The organism is Cupriavidus sp. FW305-27 (genome assembly GCF_058787995.1).
The window spans coordinates 1-19,146 of the sequence record NZ_JBYTAG010000101.1 but is presented as its reverse complement, the minus strand read 5'-3'; the positions used below and the strand labels follow the sequence as shown (position 1 = coordinate 19,146).

18 protein-coding genes and 3 tRNA genes are annotated in these 19,146 nt (G+C 66.0%); 10 read left to right on the top strand and 11 right to left on the bottom strand.

The window, feature by feature from the left end:
* Positions 1 to 212 (bottom strand): acetyl-coenzyme A synthetase N-terminal domain-containing protein (locus AC3WRI_RS31195; RefSeq protein ID WP_492294777.1); only part of this gene is annotated, 212 nt, incomplete at its 3' end.
* 294 nt (positions 213 to 506) lie between these two features.
* Between AC3WRI_RS31195 and AC3WRI_RS31190 the strand changes: the two genes are divergently transcribed.
* The 4 genes from AC3WRI_RS31190 to murI all read left to right on the top strand — a co-directional run bounded on the left by AC3WRI_RS31190 (position 507) and on the right by murI (position 4,747).
* Positions 507 to 1,466, top strand: a complete 960-nt coding sequence (locus AC3WRI_RS31190; protein ID WP_058698457.1) for a DMT family transporter — start codon at positions 507 to 509, stop codon at positions 1,464 to 1,466.
* A 105-nt stretch (positions 1,467 to 1,571) separates the two neighbouring features.
* Positions 1,572 to 2,114, top strand: coding sequence for a TIGR00645 family protein (locus tag AC3WRI_RS31185; RefSeq protein WP_037024644.1), 543 nt, complete (start codon positions 1,572 to 1,574; stop codon positions 2,112 to 2,114).
* Positions 2,115 to 2,315: 201 nt separating this feature from the next.
* Positions 2,316 to 3,839, top strand: coding sequence for a fumarate hydratase (locus AC3WRI_RS31180; protein ID WP_010814713.1), 1,524 nt, complete (start codon positions 2,316 to 2,318; stop codon positions 3,837 to 3,839).
* Positions 3,840 to 3,937: 98 nt separating this feature from the next.
* Positions 3,938 to 4,747: a glutamate racemase gene (murI, locus tag AC3WRI_RS31175; RefSeq protein WP_010814712.1), complete on the top strand. Its 810-nt coding sequence runs from the start codon at positions 3,938 to 3,940 to the stop codon at positions 4,745 to 4,747.
* A 20-nt stretch (positions 4,748 to 4,767) separates the two neighbouring features.
* Here the strand turns inward: murI and AC3WRI_RS31170 are convergent, their stop codons facing one another.
* A complete protein-coding gene (locus AC3WRI_RS31170; protein ID WP_011615711.1) occupies positions 4,768 to 7,068 on the bottom strand; it encodes an AAA family ATPase in 2,301 nt (766 codons plus the stop codon).
* A gap of 486 nt (positions 7,069 to 7,554) precedes the next feature.
* On the opposite strand from AC3WRI_RS31170, the gene AC3WRI_RS31165 reads away from it, so the two are divergent.
* The 4 genes from AC3WRI_RS31165 to AC3WRI_RS31150 all read left to right on the top strand — a co-directional run bounded on the left by AC3WRI_RS31165 (position 7,555) and on the right by AC3WRI_RS31150 (position 10,011).
* Positions 7,555 to 8,214 carry an energy transducer TonB gene (locus AC3WRI_RS31165; RefSeq protein WP_010814709.1) on the top strand — a complete coding sequence of 220 codons (660 nt, stop codon included), beginning with the start codon at positions 7,555 to 7,557 and terminating at the stop codon, positions 8,212 to 8,214.
* Positions 8,215 to 8,276: 62 nt separating this feature from the next.
* Entirely contained in the window at positions 8,277 to 9,005 is a 729-nt protein-coding gene (locus AC3WRI_RS31160; protein ID WP_010814708.1) for a MotA/TolQ/ExbB proton channel family protein, read from the top strand.
* A 21-nt stretch (positions 9,006 to 9,026) separates the two neighbouring features.
* Positions 9,027 to 9,440, top strand: a complete 414-nt coding sequence (locus tag AC3WRI_RS31155) for an ExbD/TolR family protein (RefSeq protein ID WP_010814707.1) — start codon at positions 9,027 to 9,029, stop codon at positions 9,438 to 9,440.
* A 241-nt stretch (positions 9,441 to 9,681) separates the two neighbouring features.
* The gene (locus AC3WRI_RS31150) at positions 9,682 to 10,011 is read left to right on the top strand and encodes a hemin uptake protein HemP (RefSeq protein WP_010814706.1); all 330 of its coding nucleotides are present in this window, start codon (positions 9,682 to 9,684) and stop codon (positions 10,009 to 10,011) included.
* Between the two features lie 271 nt (positions 10,012 to 10,282).
* On the opposite strand, the gene AC3WRI_RS31145 is transcribed toward AC3WRI_RS31150, so the two are convergent.
* The 3 genes from AC3WRI_RS31145 to AC3WRI_RS31135 form a co-directional block, all read right to left on the bottom strand.
* Positions 10,283 to 10,690 carry a heme-binding protein gene (locus AC3WRI_RS31145; protein ID WP_010814705.1) on the bottom strand — a complete coding sequence of 136 codons (408 nt, stop codon included), beginning with the start codon at positions 10,688 to 10,690 and terminating at the stop codon, positions 10,283 to 10,285.
* A 158-nt stretch (positions 10,691 to 10,848) separates the two neighbouring features.
* Positions 10,849 to 11,106 (bottom strand): hypothetical protein, encoded by a 258-nt coding sequence (locus AC3WRI_RS31140; protein WP_010814704.1) that lies wholly within the window; start codon positions 11,104 to 11,106, stop codon positions 10,849 to 10,851.
* Between the two features lie 271 nt (positions 11,107 to 11,377).
* Positions 11,378 to 11,737, bottom strand: a complete 360-nt coding sequence (locus AC3WRI_RS31135) for a hypothetical protein (protein ID WP_492294775.1) — start codon at positions 11,735 to 11,737, stop codon at positions 11,378 to 11,380.
* Between the two features lie 187 nt (positions 11,738 to 11,924).
* Between AC3WRI_RS31135 and AC3WRI_RS31130 the strand changes: the two genes are divergently transcribed.
* Positions 11,925 to 12,011 (top strand) — tRNA-Leu (locus AC3WRI_RS31130).
* Positions 12,012 to 12,098: 87 nt separating this feature from the next.
* Here the strand turns inward: AC3WRI_RS31130 and AC3WRI_RS31125 are convergent.
* Positions 12,099 to 13,193, bottom strand: a complete 1,095-nt coding sequence (locus AC3WRI_RS31125; RefSeq protein ID WP_010814702.1) for a YeiH family protein — start codon at positions 13,191 to 13,193, stop codon at positions 12,099 to 12,101.
* 98 nt (positions 13,194 to 13,291) lie between these two features.
* Here AC3WRI_RS31125 and AC3WRI_RS31120 point away from each other — a divergent pair, with 98 nt between their 5' ends.
* On the top strand, positions 13,292 to 14,221 hold the full coding sequence (locus tag AC3WRI_RS31120) for a LysR family transcriptional regulator (RefSeq protein WP_492294773.1): 930 nt from the start codon (positions 13,292 to 13,294) through the stop codon (positions 14,219 to 14,221).
* An 18-nt stretch (positions 14,222 to 14,239) separates the two neighbouring features.
* On the opposite strand, the gene AC3WRI_RS31115 is transcribed toward AC3WRI_RS31120, so the two are convergent.
* From AC3WRI_RS31115 to uvrC, 5 genes are all read right to left on the bottom strand, one after another.
* The gene (locus AC3WRI_RS31115; protein ID WP_010814700.1) at positions 14,240 to 15,484 is read right to left on the bottom strand and encodes a cation:proton antiporter domain-containing protein; all 1,245 of its coding nucleotides are present in this window, start codon (positions 15,482 to 15,484) and stop codon (positions 14,240 to 14,242) included.
* A gap of 394 nt (positions 15,485 to 15,878) precedes the next feature.
* Positions 15,879 to 15,952, bottom strand: a tRNA-Cys gene (locus AC3WRI_RS31110).
* A gap of 120 nt (positions 15,953 to 16,072) precedes the next feature.
* Positions 16,073 to 16,148 (bottom strand) — tRNA-Gly (locus AC3WRI_RS31105).
* A gap of 171 nt (positions 16,149 to 16,319) precedes the next feature.
* Complete coding sequence (gene pgsA / locus AC3WRI_RS31100) at positions 16,320 to 16,919, bottom strand: CDP-diacylglycerol--glycerol-3-phosphate 3-phosphatidyltransferase (protein ID WP_010814699.1); 600 nt, start codon at positions 16,917 to 16,919, stop codon at positions 16,320 to 16,322.
* Between the two features lie 103 nt (positions 16,920 to 17,022).
* On the bottom strand, positions 17,023 to 19,065 hold the full coding sequence (gene uvrC, locus AC3WRI_RS31095) for an excinuclease ABC subunit UvrC (protein ID WP_010814698.1): 2,043 nt from the start codon (positions 19,063 to 19,065) through the stop codon (positions 17,023 to 17,025).
* Positions 19,066 to 19,146 lie beyond the last annotated feature (81 nt).

Here is a 19,146-nt window from a genome sequence, read left to right as displayed (position 1 = left end):
GGTGCGTTGCTTTGGTCCAGCACCTTGGTGAAGGGCTTGGTCCAGTGCAGCAGCTCGCGCGCGTGGCGCGCCCAGAAGCCTTCATAGTCACGCTCGGCTTCGTCGCACAGCGCCTGGTAGGCCTCCATGCTGGGGATCGCGGCCTGGCTGGCGAAGCCTTCGGGCGGGTTGAACACGCGATGCTCTTGCATCACCGATTCGATGGCGGACATAGGTTTGTCTCCTGATTTTGGACTGGCTTTGGCTGCCACGTTACGCCCGACGGCTTACTTAAACCTGACGGTAAGACCTGACGGTGGGCCGGGGCGTGCCTGCAACTTGTTGCAATGCAGCGGGAAAAATCCACGCACGCGCCGCGAAAGTGCAGCCTTCTCCATTAGGCTAGCACAGCTATAATGCCGCGAGTTCCATACCTGATCGCGGCGCTTACCCTTGCCGCTCCCGCCGGCTCAGCACCCGCCGCGCCAAGGCGCCGCGGCGCCCGCCGGACGACCAAGGCCGTACCCGTGCCCGCCAACCCTTCAGCATTCTCCCCGGTCTACGCCCTCTTCCTGGTTGCCTCGATGGCACTGGTCGGCAGCAACGTGGGCCTCGGCAAATCGATCATCGCGCATGTGCCGGTGCTGCTGTTCGCGCTGCTGCGTTTTGTCATTGCCATCGTCTGCCTGGCGCCCTGGTACCGGCCCGCGCGCATGCGCCGGGTCTCGCGCGGGGAATGGCTGAACCTGTTCCTGCAGGCGTTCTTCGGCACCTTCCTGTTTACGCTGCTGATGCTCAATGGCGTGCGGCTGACCAGCGCCATGGCGGCCGGCGTGATCACCAGCACCATCCCGGCCACGGTGGCGATCCTGTCGTGGCTGCTGCTGCGCGAACGGCTGTCGCGGCGCACGGTGGCATCGGTGCTGCTGGCGATGACCGGCATCGCCGTGCTGAATATCGCCCGGGGCGACGCGCACGGTGCCGGCAGCGGCAGCCAGGCATGGCTGGGCAACCTGATGATCATGGGCGCGGTGGTGTGCGAATCGATCTACGTGATCCTGTCGCGCCGGCTCACGCAGACGCTGGCCGCGATCGAGATCTGTGCCTACACGCATTTGATTGGCGGGCTGCTGATGCTGCCGCTGGGGCTGGTGCCGCTGCTGGGCTTCGATGCGTCGACGGTGCCCACGCAGACCTGGCTGATGCTGCTGTGGTATGCGCTGTCGGCGAGCGTGTTCTCGTTCTGGCTGTGGATGAAGGGAATCCGCCATGTGCCGGCGCAGCTGGCGGGGGTGTTCACCTCGGTACTGCCGGTGGCGGCTGCCACCTACGGCATCGTCCTCCTGGGCGAGCAGCCGGGCTGGCCGCATGGGGTGGCGCTGGCGTGCGTGCTGGCCGGGATCGTGCTGGCCAGCTGGCCGGGGCGGATCGCGCGCGGCGCGTGGCGCGGCAAGGCGGCCGGCGCCGATCCCGGCGCCGCGGGCTGAGCCACGCCGGCGACGAACGGTTCGGTTACGGTCGGTAACACCGCCCGGTCATCGGCGCTTGGTACAATCCACGCCGCCTTTCAACTCGCTGACACCGCCCCGCCCATGGCTTCCAATCCAATGACCAGGCCGCAGACCATGCGGCCGATCCCGAGCATCATCTTCGCGTCGCGCTGGCTGCAATTGCCGCTTTACCTGGGCCTGATCGTGGCCCAGGGCGTCTATGTCTACCACTTCCTGGTCGAGGTCTGGCATCTGCTGGCGCATGTGACCGAGTTCGACGAGAACAAGATCATGCTGGTGGTGCTGGGCCTGATCGACGTGGTGATGATCTCCAACCTGCTGATCATGGTGATCGTGGGCGGCTATGAGACCTTTGTCTCGCGCCTGGGCATCGACAACCACCCGGACGAGCCGGAATGGCTGGACCACGTCAACGCCGGGGTGCTCAAGGTCAAGCTGTCGATGGCGCTGATCGGGATTTCGTCGATCCACCTGCTCAAGACCTTTATCGATGCCGAGCAACGGACCACGCACACCATCATGTGGCAGGTGGCCATCCATATTGCCTTCCTGCTGTCGGCAGTCGCCATGGCCTGGGTGGACCGGATGGTGTCGCACCCGGCCGGCGCAGCTGCCAAGCACTAATCACATTAGTGCGCCATCGGACGCCTAGTCCCAGCCAGACCGCGGCCATGTGCCGCGGTTTTTGCTTTTGGGCCCGCCCCCACGCAGGCAGCGGCGTTTGCCGCACATTATCGGCTGTAGACGGATGTATGCAGCCGGGCAGAGCGCCCCGGCTCAGTGTATGATTTCAGGCTGTGTTTCACCGCTGCCCTCCCCCACAAAATGACTGTCATCAAGCAAGAAGACCTCATCCAGAGCGTCGCCGACTCCCTGCAGTACATCAGCTACTACCACCCGATGGACTACATCACCAGCCTGGGCCGCGCCTATGAGCTGGAGCAGAGCCCGGCGGCCAAGGACGCGATCGCGCAGATCCTGACCAACAGCCGCATGTGCGCCGAGGGCAAGCGCCCGATCTGCCAGGACACCGGCATTGTCACGATCTTCGTCAAGGTGGGGATGGACGTGCGCTGGGATGGCGCCACCATGGGCCTGACCGACATGATCAACGAGGGTGTGCGCCGCGGCTACACGCATCCGGATAACGTGCTGCGCGCCTCGATCGTCAGCCCGCCCGAAGGCGGCCGCAAGAACACCAAGGACAACACCCCGGCTGTGATCCACTACGAAGTGGTGCCGGGCAACACCGTCGACATCCAGGTTGCGGCCAAGGGCGGCGGCTCGGAGAACAAGTCCAAGTTCGTGATGCTGAACCCGTCCGACTCGATCGTCGACTGGGTGCTGAAGACCGTGCCGACCATGGGCGCCGGCTGGTGCCCGCCGGGCATGCTGGGCATCGGCATCGGCGGCACCGCCGAGAAGGCCATGGTGATGGCCAAGGAATCGCTGATGGAGTCCATCGACATCCAGGACATCATCGCCCGCGGCCCGAAGGACTGGGTCGAGGAACTGCGCGTCGAGCTGTACGAGAAGGTCAACGCGCTGGGCATCGGCGCGCAGGGCCTGGGCGGCCTGGCCACCGTGCTGGACGTCAAGATCATGGCCTGCCCGACCCATGCCGCGTCCAAGCCGGTCGCGATGATCCCCAACTGCGCCGCCACCCGCCACGTGCACTTCACGCTGGACGGCAGCGGCCCGGCCAAGCTGGAAGCGCCTGACCTGTCGCAATGGCCGAAGGTAGAGTGGGCCCCGAACACCGAGACCTCCAAGCGCGTCGACCTGAACACGCTGACGCCGGAAGAAGTCGCCTCGTGGAAGCCGGGCCAGACCCTGCTGCTCAATGGCAAGATGCTGACCGGCCGCGACGCCGCGCACAAGCGCATCGCCGACATGCTGGCCAAGGGCGAGAAGCTGCCGGTGGACTTCAAGAACCGCGTGATCTACTACGTTGGCCCGGTCGATCCGGTGCGCGACGAGGCGGTCGGCCCGGCCGGCCCCACCACCGCCACGCGCATGGACAAGTTCACCGAGATGATGCTGGCCGAAACCGGCCTGATCTCGATGATCGGCAAGGCCGAGCGCGGCCCGGTGGCGATCGAGGCCATCAAGAAGCACAAGTCGGCCTACCTGATGGCCGTGGGCGGCGCCGCCTACCTGGTGGCCAAGGCGATCAAGGAAGCCAAGGTGGTCGGCTTCGAAGACCTCGGCATGGAAGCGATCTACGAGTTCGACGTCAAGGACATGCCGGTGACGGTCGCCGTGGACAGCGAAGGCACCTCGGTGCACAAGACCGGCCCCGCGGAATGGCAGGCCAAGATCGGCAAGATCCCGGTCGCCGCGCTGTAAGCCTGGCAGGACGGTAGAATCTGCCGTCGCGCTCGAAAAAGAAGCCGGGTTCCGACCCGGCTTTTTTCTACCTTGTTTCTTGTCGTCCCTGCACCCCAGTGAATCCCGCACCCATCGGCGTCTTCGATTCCGGCCTTGGCGGCCTGTCCGTGCTGCGCGAGATCCGCGCGCTGCTGCCCCATGAATCGGTGCTGTACCTCGCCGATTCGAAATACGCCCCGTACGGCGAGAAGCCCGAGAAGTTTGTCGAAGCGCGCACCCTGCAGGCCTGCGAATGGCTGATCGCCCAAGGCTGCAAGGCGCTGGTGATCGCCTGCAACACGGCCACCGGCCACGCTGTGGAGCTGCTGCGCAAGCAACTGCCGCTACCAATCATCGGTGTGGAACCCGGCCTGAAACCTGCCGCCGCGGCCAGCCGCAGTAAGGTGGTGGGCGTGCTGGCCACCGCCAATACGCTCAAGAGCGCCAAGTTCGCGCGCCTGCTGGCGTCTCTGGATGGTGAAAGCCGTTTTATCTGCGAAGCCGGCCTGGGCCTGGTATCGCTGATCGAGCAAGGCGACATCGATGGCCCGGCCGTGCGCGAGCGCCTCGATACCTACCTCACGCCCATGCTCGAAGCCGGCGCCGACACGCTGGTGCTGGGCTGCACCCACTACCCTTTTCTCTCCGGCACGATCCGCGCGATGGTTGGCGACCAGCTGGCACTGGTCGACACCGGCAGCGCCATTGCGCGCCAGCTGGCACGCAAGCTGGCCGAACACAAGCTGGCCGCCGCGCCCGATGCCACGCCGCACGACCGCTTTGCCTCGACCAAGGACGCCGCGCACCTGCGCGCGATGGCAGCCACGCTGCTGCAGGTGGAAGCGGATGCGGAAACCGTGGTGATCGAGCCGGCGCCGGCGCTCTGACCTCTGACCGGCGCCTTCCCCTACTGCAGGAAGCCCAGTGGCCGGTGCTCCCGCACCTCGGGCTTGATCGCGTGCTCCTGGCGCAGCTGTGCCAGGAACTCATCCGGCGTAAGCGCCTCGCCCAACAGCACGCACTGGCGCTTGACCGTGGCGAAGTCGCCCGGCGTCAGGCAATCCATCGTATCCAGTTCACGGCGCATGCTGTCGGTCAGGCCGGCGGCATCGCCGTCGAGCGCCTCGTCGACAAACATCGCCACGCGCTGCGCGGGCTTGAGCGCCAGGAAGCGGATCTTGAAAGAGAAGCGGCGCAGCGCCGCCTCGTCGATGCGGTCGAACAGGTTGGTGGTGCAGATAAAGATGCCGTTAAAGCGCTCCATGCCCTGCAGCATCTCGTTGACCTCGGAGATCTCATAGTTGCGCACCGCCTGCTGGCGGCTCTGCATGAAGCTGTCGGCCTCATCCAGCAGCAGCACCGCCCCATCCTCTTCGGCGCGCGCGAACATGGCGGCGATCTGCTGCTCGGTCTCGCCCACATACTTGCTCATCAGGTCGGAGGCGCGGCGGATCATCAGTGGCAGGTCCAGCTCGGACGCGATATGCTCGGCCAGCGCGGTCTTGCCGGTGCCGGGCGGGCCATAGAAGCACAGCGTGCCGCGCTGGCGCACGCGCAGCGCGTCGACGATCTTGACCACCTCGTAGCGGGTTTCCAGGTGCAGGTTCTCCAGCCGGTAGTGCGTGACCACCGGCCGCGCCTCGGCCTCGGGGCGCAGACCCATGGCGCGGTCGGCGTGTTCCAGCTGGCGCAGGATCAGCGCTTCCACCGGCTCTTCCACGTCGGGCCGTGCCAGCTCGACAAAGCGCGCGGCCGACTGCACCTGCGCGGGCGTCAGCGTCTTGCGCCCGGCCAGCCCGGTGATAAATGCGTCGCTGACGTCCAGCCCGCCCAGGTGCTTGCGGATGATGTTCTCGCGCACCAGCGGCGGCGGGATCTTCAGCTCCAGGTGGAACTGGAAACGGCGCAGGTAGGCCGGGTCGATCTGCCGGATCGAATTCGAGATCCAGATCACCGGCACCGGGTTCTGCTCTAGCGTCTGGTTGACCCAGGCCTTGCCGTTGACCGAGGCGCGCGTGTCTTCCTGGCCGAACAGGCTCATCAGCTCGCGCGCGCTGCCCGGGAAGACGTCTTCCACCTCATCGAACAGCAGCGCGGTATGGGCACGCCCGCGCAGGAAGGCCTGCGACACCTGCAGCGAGCGGTAGCGGTCCTTGCCCGACAGGCTGTTGCCGTCGCGGTCCAGGCAATCGACTTCATACAGCTCGCAGCCCGCCTCGCGCGCCAGCAGCCGCGCGAACTCGGTCTTGCCGGTGCCGGGCGGCCCGTAGATCAGCACGTTGACTCCGCTCGCATGCTGGCGCGTGGCATTGGACAGCAGCGCGCACAGGTAGCGCGCGTCGGTCTCGACATGGGGATAGTCGGCAGTGGTCAGCGTGGGCGGCGCGGCCGGGCGGGTGAAGACCGCCATCATCTCGGCTTCGTTGGCGTAGTTGCCCAGCAGCACGTGCAGCAGCCGGTCCGAGAGCCGCATCAGGTCGCCCAGGTCGGTCACGCTGTTTTCCGGCAGCGGCTGTTCGATCAGGTTCAGCGTCTCCAGCCGCGAGCCCGGGCGCAGCGAGGCGGCCACGTCGGCCGCGCCGGCGCCGGTCAGCCCGGCCAGGATCTGGAACGCTTCCTGGCTGTGCGCCACCTTGCAGTCGACCATCACCGCGCGCAGGTCGCGCTTGTACTTGGCCAGCGCCGCGTACAGCAGCAGCTTGCGCTCGTGCTCGGGCAGGTCCAGCACATGGCTGAGCATGTCGATATTGCGCACCAGCAGCACGCGCTCGCCTTCCAGGCGCTGGGCGATGGCAGCGGCCGAAGCGTCGAACACGGCGAACATGTCCTTGGCATGGTGCTTGACGTACTCGTCCAGGTAATAGAACAGCGCGCTTTCGTCGAAAGCGCTGTTCCATTGGCCGTGGCGGTCCAGGAATTCCTCAGGGGTCAGGCGGGCGGTGCCCTTCCAGGCGGGCATGTCGGCGCAGCGCGCGGCCAGGAAGCGCTGCACGCGCAGCACCACGCCGTACGGCCACACCATCTCCTGCGCGCTGACGGTCAGGACATCGTTGATATTGCTGCGCAGGTTGAAGCGCGGGCCCAGCGCGCAGACCACGCGCAGGGCAAACTGCGCGCACATCCAGTCCAATGCTGAACTGGACGATGTGCCAGGCATGGAGCGCAGAATCGTCGATCGGTCATCTTCAGCAAAACGTGTGAAGTCCATGAACGGGTCCCCGAGCGCGCTGTGCGCGATGGCGGGGCCGCGACCGGGGCACCGCCACGTCTGCAGTTTCTTCCTATGCTAGCGCGCTTTGGTACCGACCGCGCATGCCTGTGCGCCACGGGCACCGGCAATTGTGGCCTGGGGCACCGAAGCGCAGCAAAGTGCCAGAGCGCGCCAGCGCGCATGCACCGCTGCATCACCTCCCGAAATGCTGCCTGGACTTGCCGGTATAACGTGCCGGGCCAGAAAATTCCAGTTGCGACGCACAAATTACAACAAATAAGAATCATTATCGTTTATACTAGCCCGCTGACACGCTGCCCCAGAGTGGCGCTCCCACGGCAACCCAGTTGAAGGAGCGTTTATCATGGAATTGCTGCTTAGCCTGCTGGTCGGTTGCGGCATCTCGCTGATCCTGTTTTATCGCAAGTGACGGCGCACAGCGCCGCCGCGGTGCCACCGCTGGCAGACTTTTGTTGTTGACACATGTTCGACCAACGCTTCCTCAAGATTACGCTCGCCGTACTGCTGTTCCACGTCGGCCTGCTCTACCTGATCCAAAGCGGCCTGGGCCGCAAGCTGACCGAGGCGGTGATCTCGCCGGAAATCGTCGCGCGCATCATCCCGCTGGAGCCTCCCAAGCAGGAAGCCCCGCCGGAGCCGCCCAAACCCAAGCCCAAGCAGGAAACCCCGCCCAAGCAGGTGAAGGTGACCACGCCCAAGCCGACCCCGCCGCAGCCCAAGCCAACCCCGCAGCCGGTAGCCAGCCTGCCGCCAACACCGAACGCGCCCGAGGCTCCTCCCGCGCCGCCGGCACCCCCGGCACCGGCACCTGAGCCCGCCCCGGCGCCGGTATCCGCCGCGCCGCGTGCGGTCGGCATCGGCGAAATCCAGTGCACGGCGCCGCAACCGAAGTATCCTTCCCAGTCACGCCGCATGGGCGAGACCGGCAAGGCCGTGGTGCGCCTGACCACCGACGAAAGCGGCAAGGTCGTGAAGACTTCCGTCGTATCCTCGAGCGGTTCATCGCGCCTGGACCAGGCCGCGGTAGAGGCCGTGCAGGCCATGCGCTGCAAGCCTTACATGGACAACGGCCGCGCCGTCGCCGTCACGGCGCAGCAGCCGATCGGCTTCGAACTGAACTGACCGCCCCAGATTTCCGATCTCTGATCTGACCTAAACCAAGCGAACTCACCAGGAACCAACACATGCAGGACCTCGGACTCTCCCACCTCTGGACGCAAGGCGACTTCGTCATGCGTGCGACCGCGATCATTCTGCTGATCATGTCGCTCGCCTCATGGATCGTGATCCTTACCAAGGCGTGGGATCTGGTGCGCCTGAAGAAGATGGCGCACGGCGCGGAAAAGCGCTTCTGGCACTCGGACGATTTCGACCACGCGCTCGAAACCCTGGGCGCCGGCGACTCCAACCCGTTCCGCACGCTGGCCATCGCCGGCAAGGAAGCCGCCCAGCACCACCGCGCCAGCCAGCCGCAGCTGCACGACGTGATGGATATCTCCGACTGGTTGACCCGCTCGCTCAAGAGCTCCATCGACGACTCGGTGGCGCACATGCAATCGGGCCTGGCAGTGCTGGCTTCGGTGGGCTCGACCGCACCGTTCGTGGGCCTGTTCGGCACCGTGTGGGGCATCTACCACGCTCTGATCGGCATCGGCGCCTCGGGCGTGCCGACCATCGACAAGGTGGCCGGTCCCGTGGGCGAGGCGCTGATCATGACCGCCTTCGGCCTGGCCGTGGCAATTCCCGCCGTGCTGGGCTATAACGCCCTCACCCGCGGCAACAAGTCGGTGATCTCGAAGCTCAACCGCTTTGCCCACGACCTGCACGCCTACTTCGTCACCGGCGCGCGCGTGCGCCCCACCGGCGCCCGCGCCGAGGACGGCACCGTGCGCCTGGCCGCGGCTCAGCGCTAAACCGCAAGCAAGGAAGTCATCATGGCATTCGGTACTCTCGACGGCGACGACGACGAGGTGATGAGCGAGATCAACATGACGCCGCTGGTCGACGTCATGCTGGTGCTGCTGATCATCTTCATCATCACCATCCCCGTGATCAACCACGCGGTGAAGATCGACCTGCCGCGCGCCACCAACACCCCGAACGACCCGAAGCCGCAGAACATCAACGTCTCGATCGACGCTGCCGGCAAGGTCTTCTGGAACCAGGTGGAAGTGGACCAGGCCACGCTGGCAAGCAATATCGCGCTGGCCGCGCAGCAGCAGCCGCAGCCTGAGCTGCACCTGCGCGCGGACCGCGAGGTGCGCTACGAGCGCGTGGCCGAGGTCATGGCCGCCGCGCAGCACGGCGGCCTGGGCAAGATCGGCTTTATCACCGAACCCAAGCAGTAGGCGGGCGCCGCCAGGCGCTCCGGAACGACAAAGGGCACCTCAGGGTGCCCTTTGTCGTTGATGCCGCCGAGTCATGGCGCCAGCCTGCGCTGCGTCGCCTCTTGCGCCCCCCTTCTAACCGCACTTGGTCGTTCCGCGAATCTTAGTCAGAGGCTATTGTAATGATAACAATTCTCATTTAATATCTTTCCATCGACTGCGCCATGACCGGCGCGCCCTTTTTGCAGAACGGAGCCAGAAGATGAGCACACTTTCCCTGCCGCTGTCGCAACCGCGTGAAGTCACCCGCCGCCGGCTGTCGCTGCGCCGCGTCGAGGTCGCCGCGCAACCGCGCCGCGAGGCCAGCGCGAAGGCGGCACCGTCGACCATCGCATCCGTGAAATCCGCGGTGGCGGCCCTGCCCGCCCGGCTCGAGGCACTGGTGCGCGACAGCCTGTCGCCAGCGCCTGCCGGCGAGGCGGTCGCCCTGGATGCCATCATGCGCGGCGCCAGCACCCTGCCGATCCTGCACAACGGCGATGTCTACACGCTGCGCGTCACGCGCTACGGCAAGCTGATCCTGACGAAATGACGCGGCCCCGCGGCGATACCGCAAGGTTGAAGCCAGAGGGAAGCGATCTAGACCCGCGTTGGGCGCGGGTGCCACGTACGTGGCAGTAAAGACTTTTGTGGGGACCACCTCGGAACGAGGTGTTGGGCAGTAGCCAGGTACTGGTGCCGCGGGCGGGATTCAGACCCCACGCCGGGCCGACCGTACCCAGCCATGCCCTCTTTTATGCCGCCCCGCAGGCCATGCCTGCGGGGCATTTTCATGCGCCGGCACAGTGGCCGGCGCAAGGGCTTTACAGGCCCAGCGCAGCGATGCCGGCACGCGCGATCTGCGCGTCTTCGGTCGACTTCACGCCCGACACGCCCACGGCACCGACCACCTGATCGTTGCAGACGATGGGCACGCCGCCCTCCAGCATGCCTTGCAGCACCGGCGCCGTCATGAACGAGTAGCGGCCGTTGTTGATCATGTCTTCGTATACCTTCGACTCGCGACGGCCCAGCGCCGAGGTACGGGCCTTTTCGCCGGCAATATAGGCCGAGATCGGCGCGGCACCATCCAGGCGCTGCATCGCCAGCAGATGGCCGCCATCGTCCACCACGACGATCGACACGGCCCATTGATGATTCTTCGCCTCGGTTTCCGCAGCGGCCATGATCTTCTTCACGTCGTCTGCCGTCAGAACCGTCTTTTGCTGCATGCCACTCTCCTGGTCATTCATTTGGTTGAGGCCGAAGTATAGCGCCGCACCCCCGCCATCGTCATGACAGGCGCCCCATTGCGGTGCGCCGGAGCGCGGGGAAAAACAAAAATGGCCCGCGCTTGGCGGGCCATTCATCATGGACGGACAACAGCGATTCAGGCGCCGTCCGAGTACGGATCCGGCTTGCCCATGCGCGCGCCATCGGTGTATGGATCGGGCTTGCCGAGGCGGGCACCGTCGGTGAACGGATCAACCTTGCCCATCTTGGCACCATCGGTGTACGGGTCCGTCTTGCCGACCCTGGCGCCGTCCAGGTACGGATCGACCTTGCCGACGGCGGCAAATGCGGAGGTGGAAAGCGCGCCCAGCGCGGCCAGGGCTGCGACGGCAGCAACGGCTTGTGTGATCTTCATGGATATTCCCCTTGCTATTGTTAGTCGAGGCACCGTACAGCACTTCGCGGTGCCGTCATCACGATGTCACAACGGTAGTTTAGGGGAAAACCCTTATGACGATAGAGGTGACGCTTTGAGCAGTCTGTTCAAATAATTTGACTACGCTCAGCAAGGGGTCGAATTTCCGGGAACTGGCTTCAGCGCCTCATGTCGCAGTGCGGCAGGAAAAAAGAAAGGACCCCGGAGGGCCCCTTCTCTTTCAAAAAGCTTGCGCAGCTCGAACGGGCGATCAGTCGTCGCGCCAACGGCCATGACCATGGCCATGCCCACGGCCACGGCCACGATGGTATCCCGGCGGGCCATAGTAGCCGCGGTGGCCGCCGTAATAGCGCGGCGGGCCGTAGTAGCCAGGACCGTAATAGACCGGACGCGGTCGTACCACCACCGGGGGCGGGCCGTAGTAGACCGGCGCAGGTGCCACCACGACAGGCGGCGGTGCATAGTAAGCCGGGGCTGGCGGATAATAGGCGGGCGCGCCAACCACTACGCCCGGCACGCCGATTGCCACGCCGACGCTCACATGGGCCATTGCTGCCCCGGAAGCAAGCCCGGCTGCGACACCGAATGCTACGAGCCACCAACGTTTCATATCCGCCTCTCAAAGTGAGATTTCTCTTAATCCGTATTGTAGGGGTTCGGAATTTTCCAGGTGCAACGGCAAGGTCGACATTGTTACCAGCCGTAACAGCGGCGTCACTTTTTCGCGCGCCAGGCGCCCGCAGCAGTAACGCGCTTGCATCCGGGATGCCGAGCCACCACAATACCGGGCTTGCCGTGCGGCCGTGGAGAAATTGGTAGACTCAGCAGACTTAAAATCTGCCGCCTTTCCAGGCTTACGGGTTCGAGTCCCGTCGGCCGCACCAGGGTGTACAGCCCCCCTCCGCTCCCGCTTCAAAATAAAAGAAGGGGCCATCGGCCCCCTTCTTTTGCTGCCTTCAGCTCCGCGCGCGTCAGGCCATCGCGTAGCACATCAGCGCACCCACCCCCATCAGGAACACGAACAGCACACCGGCCAGCGCCAGCGGCTTGCGTCCGGCGCGCACCAGATCGCCGATGCGGGTGTGCAGGCCGATCGCCAGCATCGCGCAGGCCAGCAGCCAGTTGTCCAGCGCGATCAGCGGCGCCTTCCAGGCAGTGGGCACGGTGCCGGCCGAGTTGACCGCCATCACTGCGACAAACCCCACCGCGAACCACGGCACCGACTTCAGGATGCCATGCAGGCGGCTGCCGCCTGCGGTGCCTTGCTCGGCTTGCTCGCCGCCCTGCGGCCACAGCGCCATCACCAGCAGCAGAGGGCCCAATGCCAGCACGCGCACCATCTTGGCCACCACGGCAGCGTCGGCGGTCGGCTCGCTGATCATCTTGCCGGCGGCGATCACCTGGGCCACCTCGTGCAGCGTCGCGCCGGTAAAGATGCCGAACATGCGCTCGCTGACGGCCCAGTGCCAGTGGCCGGTCGCCAGTTCGTACAGATAGGGATAAAGCAGCATGCCGACGGTGCCGAACAGCACCACCGTCGCCACCGCCACGGCGGTCTGTTTGTCGTCGGTGCGCACCACCGATGATACGGCGATGGCCGCGGCGGCACCGCAGATGGCGCTGCCGGAGCTGACCAGGATCGCTTCGCGGCGGCTCAGGCCGAAGAACGTCGTACCCACCCAGGTGCCGAACAGCAGCGTGGCCACCAGCATGGTCAGCGGCACCACGATGCCCGGCAGGCCCAGGGCGACAATCGAGGCAAAGGTCAGGCGCAGCCCGTACAGCGCCACGCCCAGCCGCAGCAGGTGGTGGCGTGCGACCTGCATGCCGGGGGCCAGCGGCGCCAGCCAGTGGCGCGGCAGCGTGTTGGCCGCGACCATGCCGGCGCACATGGCCAGCGTCAGCGCGCTGAGCCCGTAGCGCGCCACGGCCGGATGCTCGGCCAGCGCAATCGCCAGCCAGGCAATGCCGCCCAGCGGTACCAGCGTCAGCAGGCGCTGCGACCACGGCGGCGGCAAGGCCGGCGCGGCGGCCGGGGTGGTGCGGGGGGCGGAGACGGAGGACATGGCAGGCTCGGGTCGTGTTCTTTAGTGACTCAAGCGTACTGGCACCCCGCTAACCCGTAAAACGGGTAATATCGTTATGCGTTATTGATTATATCGATATGAACCACCGCCCCGATCCCCGGCCCGAACATCGTCCCCTGCGCCTGACGCTGCGCCAGCTGTCCGTCTTCGTTGCCGTGGCCCAGCATGGCAGCACCATGGCGGCGGCGCAGGCACTTGCGATGTCGCAGTCGGCCGTCAGCGCCTCGCTGGCCGAGCTTGAGCGCGCGCTCGACAGCCCGCTGTTCGACCGCGTGGCCCGTCGGCTCAGCATCAACGAGACCGGCCGCCAGTTTTTCCCGCGCGCGCTGTCGCTGCTGGACCAGGCCCAGGAACTGGAGCGCTTTGCCACCCAGACCGGCGTGCAGCTGCGCATCGCGGCCAGCAATACCATAGGCAGCTACATCCTGCCGCCGCTGCTGGCGGGCTTCCGCCATTCGCGCAGCGGCCCATGCACGCTGGACCTGCGCATCGGCAATACCCGCGAGGTGCTGCAATCGTTGCTGCAGTTCGACGCCGATATCGGCCTGGTCGAAGGCGCCAGCCATGAGCGCGACCTGCGCAGCGTGCCCTGGTGCGATGACGAGATGGTGGTGGTAGTCGGCCCCTCGCATCCGCTTGCGGCCGTGCCGCACGACCTGGTGGCGCTGCGCGATGCCGAGTGGATCGTGCGCGAGCCGGGCTCGGGCACGCGCGAGGTCATCGAGGAACGGCTGGTGCCGCTGCTGGGCGAGCTGCGCTTCGCGCTGGAGCTGGGCAACGCCGAAGCCATCAAGCGCGCAGTGATGAGCGGCTTCGGCGTCAGCTGCCTGTCGCTGCATGTGGTGCGCGATGAACTGGAGCGCGGCACGCTGGTGGCGATCCGCGACGGCCTGCCACGCATCGTGCGGCCGCTGCAGCTGGTGGTGCACCAGGACAAGTTCCCGACCCAGGGGCTGCTGGCCTTTACCGAATACCTGCGCACCATGGCGCCGCGGATCGGCGGCTGAGCCGCACCCAGGCTCCGGTCAGGCCGGCTGCGGATCCGCGCTGCGATTGCGCCGCGCCGTGTACAGGTCGAGCAGGTGGAACAGCACCGGATTGAGCATGATCGACAGCAGCGCCCCGGCCAGGATCAGCGCCTGGCCGCGCTCGGGCAGGATCTTCAGGTAGACGCCGAGGCTGGCGAGAATGAACGAGAACTCGCCGATCTGCGCCAGGCTCACGGCAATGGTCATGCCGGTCTGCCCGGAATGCCCGAAGGCACGCACGATGCCCAGCGCCGCCAGCGACTTGCCCACCACGATGATAAACACCGTCGCCAGCACGCCCCACGGATCGTTGACCAGCACCATCGGGTCGAACAGCATGCCCACGGATACGAAGAAAAGCACGGCGAAGGCATCGCGCAGCGGCAGCGACTCTTCGGCCGCACGATGACTGAACTCGGACTCCGCCAGCACCATGCCGGCAAAGAACGCGCCCAGCGCGAACGACACGCCAAAGAGCGCATAGGCGCCGTAGGCCACACCCAGCGCCGTCGCCAGCACGCCCAGGCGGAACATCTCGCGGTTGCCGGTCCAGACGATGCGCTCCAGCATCCACGGGATAAAGCGCCGGCCGATCACCAGCATCACCGCGACGAAAGCGGCCACCTTGCCCAGCGTCGCGAAGATCGCGAGCACCACGTCACCGGTAGCCGGCGCGGCCTCGCCCGATGTTTCGCCCGAGGTTACGCCGGAAGCCGCCAGCAGACCTGCCATGGCCGGCAGCAGCACCAGGGCCAGCACCATCGCCAGGTCTTCCACGATCAGCCAGCCGACCGCGATGCGGCCCTGCGGCGACTCCACCAGGTCACGCTCCTGCAAGGCCTTTAGCAGCACCACGGTGCTCGCCACCGACAGCGCCAGTCCGTACACCAGCCCCTGCCCCCATGACCAGCCGAAGCCCCAGGCCACCAGCATGCCCATCAGCGTGGCGATGCCGATCTGCACCACCGCCCCCGGAATGGCGATGCGCTTGACCGCCATCAGGTCCTTGATCGAAAAGTGCAGCCCCACCCCGAACATCAGCAGGATCACGCCAAGCTCGGCCAGCTCCGGCGCCAGGGCCTGGTCGGCGGTATAGCCGGGCGTGTGCGGACCGACCACGATGCCCGCGCACAGGTAGCCGATCAACGGCGGCAGGCGCAGCCGGCTGGCGATGGCGCCAAGGATAAAGGCCAGGACGATACCGCCGACGATGGTACTGATAAGCGGGGTGGCGTGATGCATGCGCGCGGGATTCCTCGTGTCAGGGGCTGAACGGCTAACCCGCTCCCGGCCCTGGCAACCGCGACAGCGCATCCGGCGCGCACCAGCGGTCAGCGCGGGGAAATCGCCGCAACAATTGGCAGCAGCATCGGAACGGGGAAGAACGGGAAGTGCCGCAGCGGCCCCGGACACGCCGGCGGCGCGTCACGGATCGGGGATGGCGATTGACATGCTGCCCCGCTATCCATCACGCGGAGCCCCCCGAAAAGCGTACGACAGGAGTAATGTAACATGCCCGCCACGTGCCCGAGGCGCGGAGATGGCGGACGATCCGGCGCCTGCTTGACTGAAGGCGAGGCAGGGAACTGGCCCGGAAAACAAAAACGGCGCCGCGAGGCGCCGTTCTGCATGCAACTGGAGGCGGAGGTCGGAATCGAACCGGCGTACACGGCTTTGCAGGCCGCTGCATAACCACTCTGCCACCCCGCCAGGTGACGTGCTGCTGGATTGTATCCGCATTCAGCCGATGCTGCCGGAGCGCAGCTTCCGGCAATGTCTTGCGGCGATTCAACCCAAACAAAAAGGGAAGCGGTGCTTCCCTTTGGGGATTGGAGCGGGAGACGAGTCTCGAACTCGCGACCTCAACCTTGGCAAGGTTGCGCTCTACCAACTGAGCTACTCCCGCAGGGGCACTACCGAATTCCAATAAGGTGTTTTATGCCGCAACACGCTGCTATCTCACAACATCTTGCGCTAAACCCACCTTATCTCGCTGCTTTCGTTTGTGTCGTCAGCAACGAGAATGAGATTATGCAAAGAACTGCTCTCGCCGTCAACACCTTTTCAAAAATTCTTTTCATTTCTGCGCGCCGGCGCGCGCCACCATCCCGCTGCGCTCGCGGATTTGCGGCCAGGCCAGCTTCATGTAATAGAACATCGACCACAGCGTCAGCACCGCCGCCACGTAGATCATCCACGTGCCGAGCAGGTGGGCATCGAAGCCGAACAGGCGGTCGCTGTACAGCAGCAGCGGGATCGCCACCATCTGCACCGTGGTCTTGAGCTTGCCGAGGAAGTTCACCGCGACGCTCTTGGAAGCGCCGATCTGCGCCATCCATTCACGCAGAGCCGAAATGGTGATCTCGCGCCCGATGATCACCAGCGCGATCAGGTCCGTGACCCGGCCCAGTGCCAGCAGCGAAAGCAGCGCTGCCGTCACCATCAGCTTGTCGGCGACCGGATCCAGGAAGGCCCCGAACGACGAGGTCTGGTTCCAGCGCCGCGCAAGGAACCCGTCCAGCCAGTCCGTGACCGCGGCAATGATGAAGAACGACGCCGCCGTCAGGTTCTTGGCGTGCATCGGCAACCACGCGTCGGGCAGGTAGAACACGCCAACCACCAGGGGAATCATGGCGACGCGAAGCCAGGTCAGCAGGATCGGGAAATTGAAGGGCATGGAACTCGGGCGGCGGGGGACGGTAACCAATCTTGCGATTGTCGCCGATTTCCGGACCAATCGACCATCACTGGTCAATTTCCCACCGCGCGGCCCCGCGCGCTCAGTGCAACTGCCGGTAGATCTCTTCGGCCAGGCCGCGTGAAATGCCCTCGACGCTGGCCAGTTCGTCGATGCTGGCGGCCATCACGCCGCGCAGCCCACCGAAGCGGGTCAGCAGCTTCTGGCGCCGGCGCGCGCCGATGCCCTCGATCTCTTCCAGCCTCGAGGTGGTGCGCGTCTTGGCGCGGCGCGCGCGCATGCCGGTGATGGCAAAGCGGTGCGCCTCGTCGCGGATCTGCGCCACCAGCATCAGCGCGGCGCTGCCCTGCCCCAGTTCCAGCGACGGACGGCCATCGGCGAACACCAGCGTCTCCAGGCCGACCTTGCGGCCCTCGCCCTTGGCCACGCCGACCAGCAGGCCGATATCCAGCCCGAGTTCTTCGAACACCTGCCGTGCCACCTCGACCTGTCCCTTGCCGCCGTCGATCAGCACGATCTGCGGCACCTGCGCCGCGGCTTCGCTGCCGGCCTCCATGCCGCCGTCTTCCTGGATCTGCTCGACCAGCTTCTGGTAGCGCCGCGTCAGCACCTGGCGCATGGCCGCGTAGTCATCGCCGGGAATGATGTCCTGGATGTTGTAGCGGCGGTATTCGCTGTTCTGCATGTCGTGGTGGTGGTACACCACGCACGATGCCTGGGTGGCCTCGCCGGCGGTATGGCTGATGTCAAAGCATTCCACGCGCAGCAGCGCCAGGTCTTCCAGGTCCAGCCCGATGGTTTCGGCCAGCGCGCGCGTACGCGCCTCCTGGCTGCCCTGCTCGGCCAGCCGGCGCGACAGCGCCAGCGCGGCGCCCTGCTGCGCCATCTCCAGCCAGACCTTGCGCTGGCCCTGCGGCTGGCGCACCAGCGTGACCTTGCGCCCGGCGTGCAGCGTCAGCGCCTCGAGCACCGTGGCATCGTCCGGCGCATGGCTGACGACGATGATGGGCGGCGCCGGCTGCTCCAGGTAGTGCTGCACCATGAAGGCCGACAGCACCCGGGTGGCGATGCGGTCGACGGTCAGCGGCGGCGCGGCGGCGGCGCTGTCATCCTCGCGCTCATCGGCATCCTCGACGATCATCGCCGCTTCGTCGGCATGGGCCGGGAAGTAGGCCTTGTCGCCCAGATGGCGGCTGCCGCGCACCATGGCCAGGTTGACGCAGGCACGCCCGCCCTCCACGGCGACGGCCAGCACGTCGATGTCGCGCGCCTGCCCGCCTACCTCTTCCACCGCCTGGCGCTTGAGCACGGTCGACAGCGCCGCGATCTGGTCGCGCACGGCCGCGGCCTGCTCGAACTCCAGCCGCTCGGCGTGCTGTTCCATCTTGCCCTGCAGGCCTTCCAGCACCTCGGTCTGGCGGCCTTGCAGGAAGCGCGCCGCATTGGCGACGTCGCGCGCGTAGTCCTCTTCGCTGATGGCGTTGACGCACGGACCGGTGCAGCGATGGATCTGGTGCAGTAAGCACGGCCGCGTGCGGTTGTTGAAGACGGTGTCCTCGCAGGTGCGCAGCTGGAACACCTTCTGCAGGATCTGCATGCTCTCGCGCACCGCATAGGCGCTCGGGAACGGCCCGAAGTACTGATGCTTGCGGTCGGTGGCGCCGCGGTAGTACGCCATGCGCGGGAAGCGGTGCCCGGTCAGCTTCAGGAACGGGTACGATTTGTCGTCGCGGAACAGGATGTTATAGCGCGGCGCCAGCGCCTTGATCAGGTTGTTCTCGAGCAGCAGCGCCTCGGCCTCGGTGCGCACCACCGTGGTATCGATGCGGGCAATGCGCGCCACCATCATCGCAATACGCGGCGACAACTGGGTCTTGTTGAAGTAGCTCGACACCCGCTTCTTCAGGTCGCGCGCCTTGCCCACGTACAGCACATTGCCTGCCGCGTCGAAATAGCGGTACACGCCCGGCAGGCCGGGCAGGCGGGAAATGACCGGGCGCGGGTCGAACGGCTCCGGCGGCGCTTCAGCAGCCGCCTCGGCAGTCACCTCGGCTGGCCGGGCGGCCGCCGCTTCGGCCGGAACTTCGTCGGCGGGATTTGGGGAATCGGGTTGCTGGTCGGACATTGGGGACGGTGACCGCTACACGGCCTGCGCGCATCAAAACGGCATGGCCTCTAAAATCGCAAGTTTAGAGCAATTCAGCGC

Coding starts and splice junctions, on each gene's coding strand:
- AC3WRI_RS31185 (WP_037024644.1), top strand. CDS start 1,572: ATGGCTTCCAATCCAATGACCAGGCCGCAGACCATGCGGCCGATCCCG.
- AC3WRI_RS31180 (WP_010814713.1), top strand. CDS start 2,316: ATGACTGTCATCAAGCAAGAAGACCTCATCCAGAGCGTCGCCGACTCC.
- AC3WRI_RS31170 (WP_011615711.1), bottom strand. CDS start 7,068: ATGGACTTCACACGTTTTGCTGAAGATGACCGATCGACGATTCTGCGC.
- AC3WRI_RS31165 (WP_010814709.1), top strand. CDS start 7,555: ATGTTCGACCAACGCTTCCTCAAGATTACGCTCGCCGTACTGCTGTTC.
- AC3WRI_RS31160 (WP_010814708.1), top strand. CDS start 8,277: ATGCAGGACCTCGGACTCTCCCACCTCTGGACGCAAGGCGACTTCGTC.
- AC3WRI_RS31155 (WP_010814707.1), top strand. CDS start 9,027: ATGGCATTCGGTACTCTCGACGGCGACGACGACGAGGTGATGAGCGAG.
- AC3WRI_RS31150 (WP_010814706.1), top strand. CDS start 9,682: ATGAGCACACTTTCCCTGCCGCTGTCGCAACCGCGTGAAGTCACCCGC.
- AC3WRI_RS31145 (WP_010814705.1), bottom strand. CDS start 10,690: ATGCAGCAAAAGACGGTTCTGACGGCAGACGACGTGAAGAAGATCATG.
- AC3WRI_RS31140 (WP_010814704.1), bottom strand. CDS start 11,106: ATGAAGATCACACAAGCCGTTGCTGCCGTCGCAGCCCTGGCCGCGCTG.
- AC3WRI_RS31135 (WP_492294775.1), bottom strand. CDS start 11,737: ATGAAACGTTGGTGGCTCGTAGCATTCGGTGTCGCAGCCGGGCTTGCT.
- AC3WRI_RS31125 (WP_010814702.1), bottom strand. CDS start 13,193: ATGTCCTCCGTCTCCGCCCCCCGCACCACCCCGGCCGCCGCGCCGGCC.
- AC3WRI_RS31120 (WP_492294773.1), top strand. CDS start 13,292: ATGAACCACCGCCCCGATCCCCGGCCCGAACATCGTCCCCTGCGCCTG.
- AC3WRI_RS31115 (WP_010814700.1), bottom strand. CDS start 15,484: ATGCATCACGCCACCCCGCTTATCAGTACCATCGTCGGCGGTATCGTC.
- pgsA (WP_010814699.1), bottom strand. CDS start 16,919: ATGCCCTTCAATTTCCCGATCCTGCTGACCTGGCTTCGCGTCGCCATG.
- uvrC (WP_010814698.1), bottom strand. CDS start 19,065: ATGTCCGACCAGCAACCCGATTCCCCAAATCCCGCCGACGAAGTTCCG.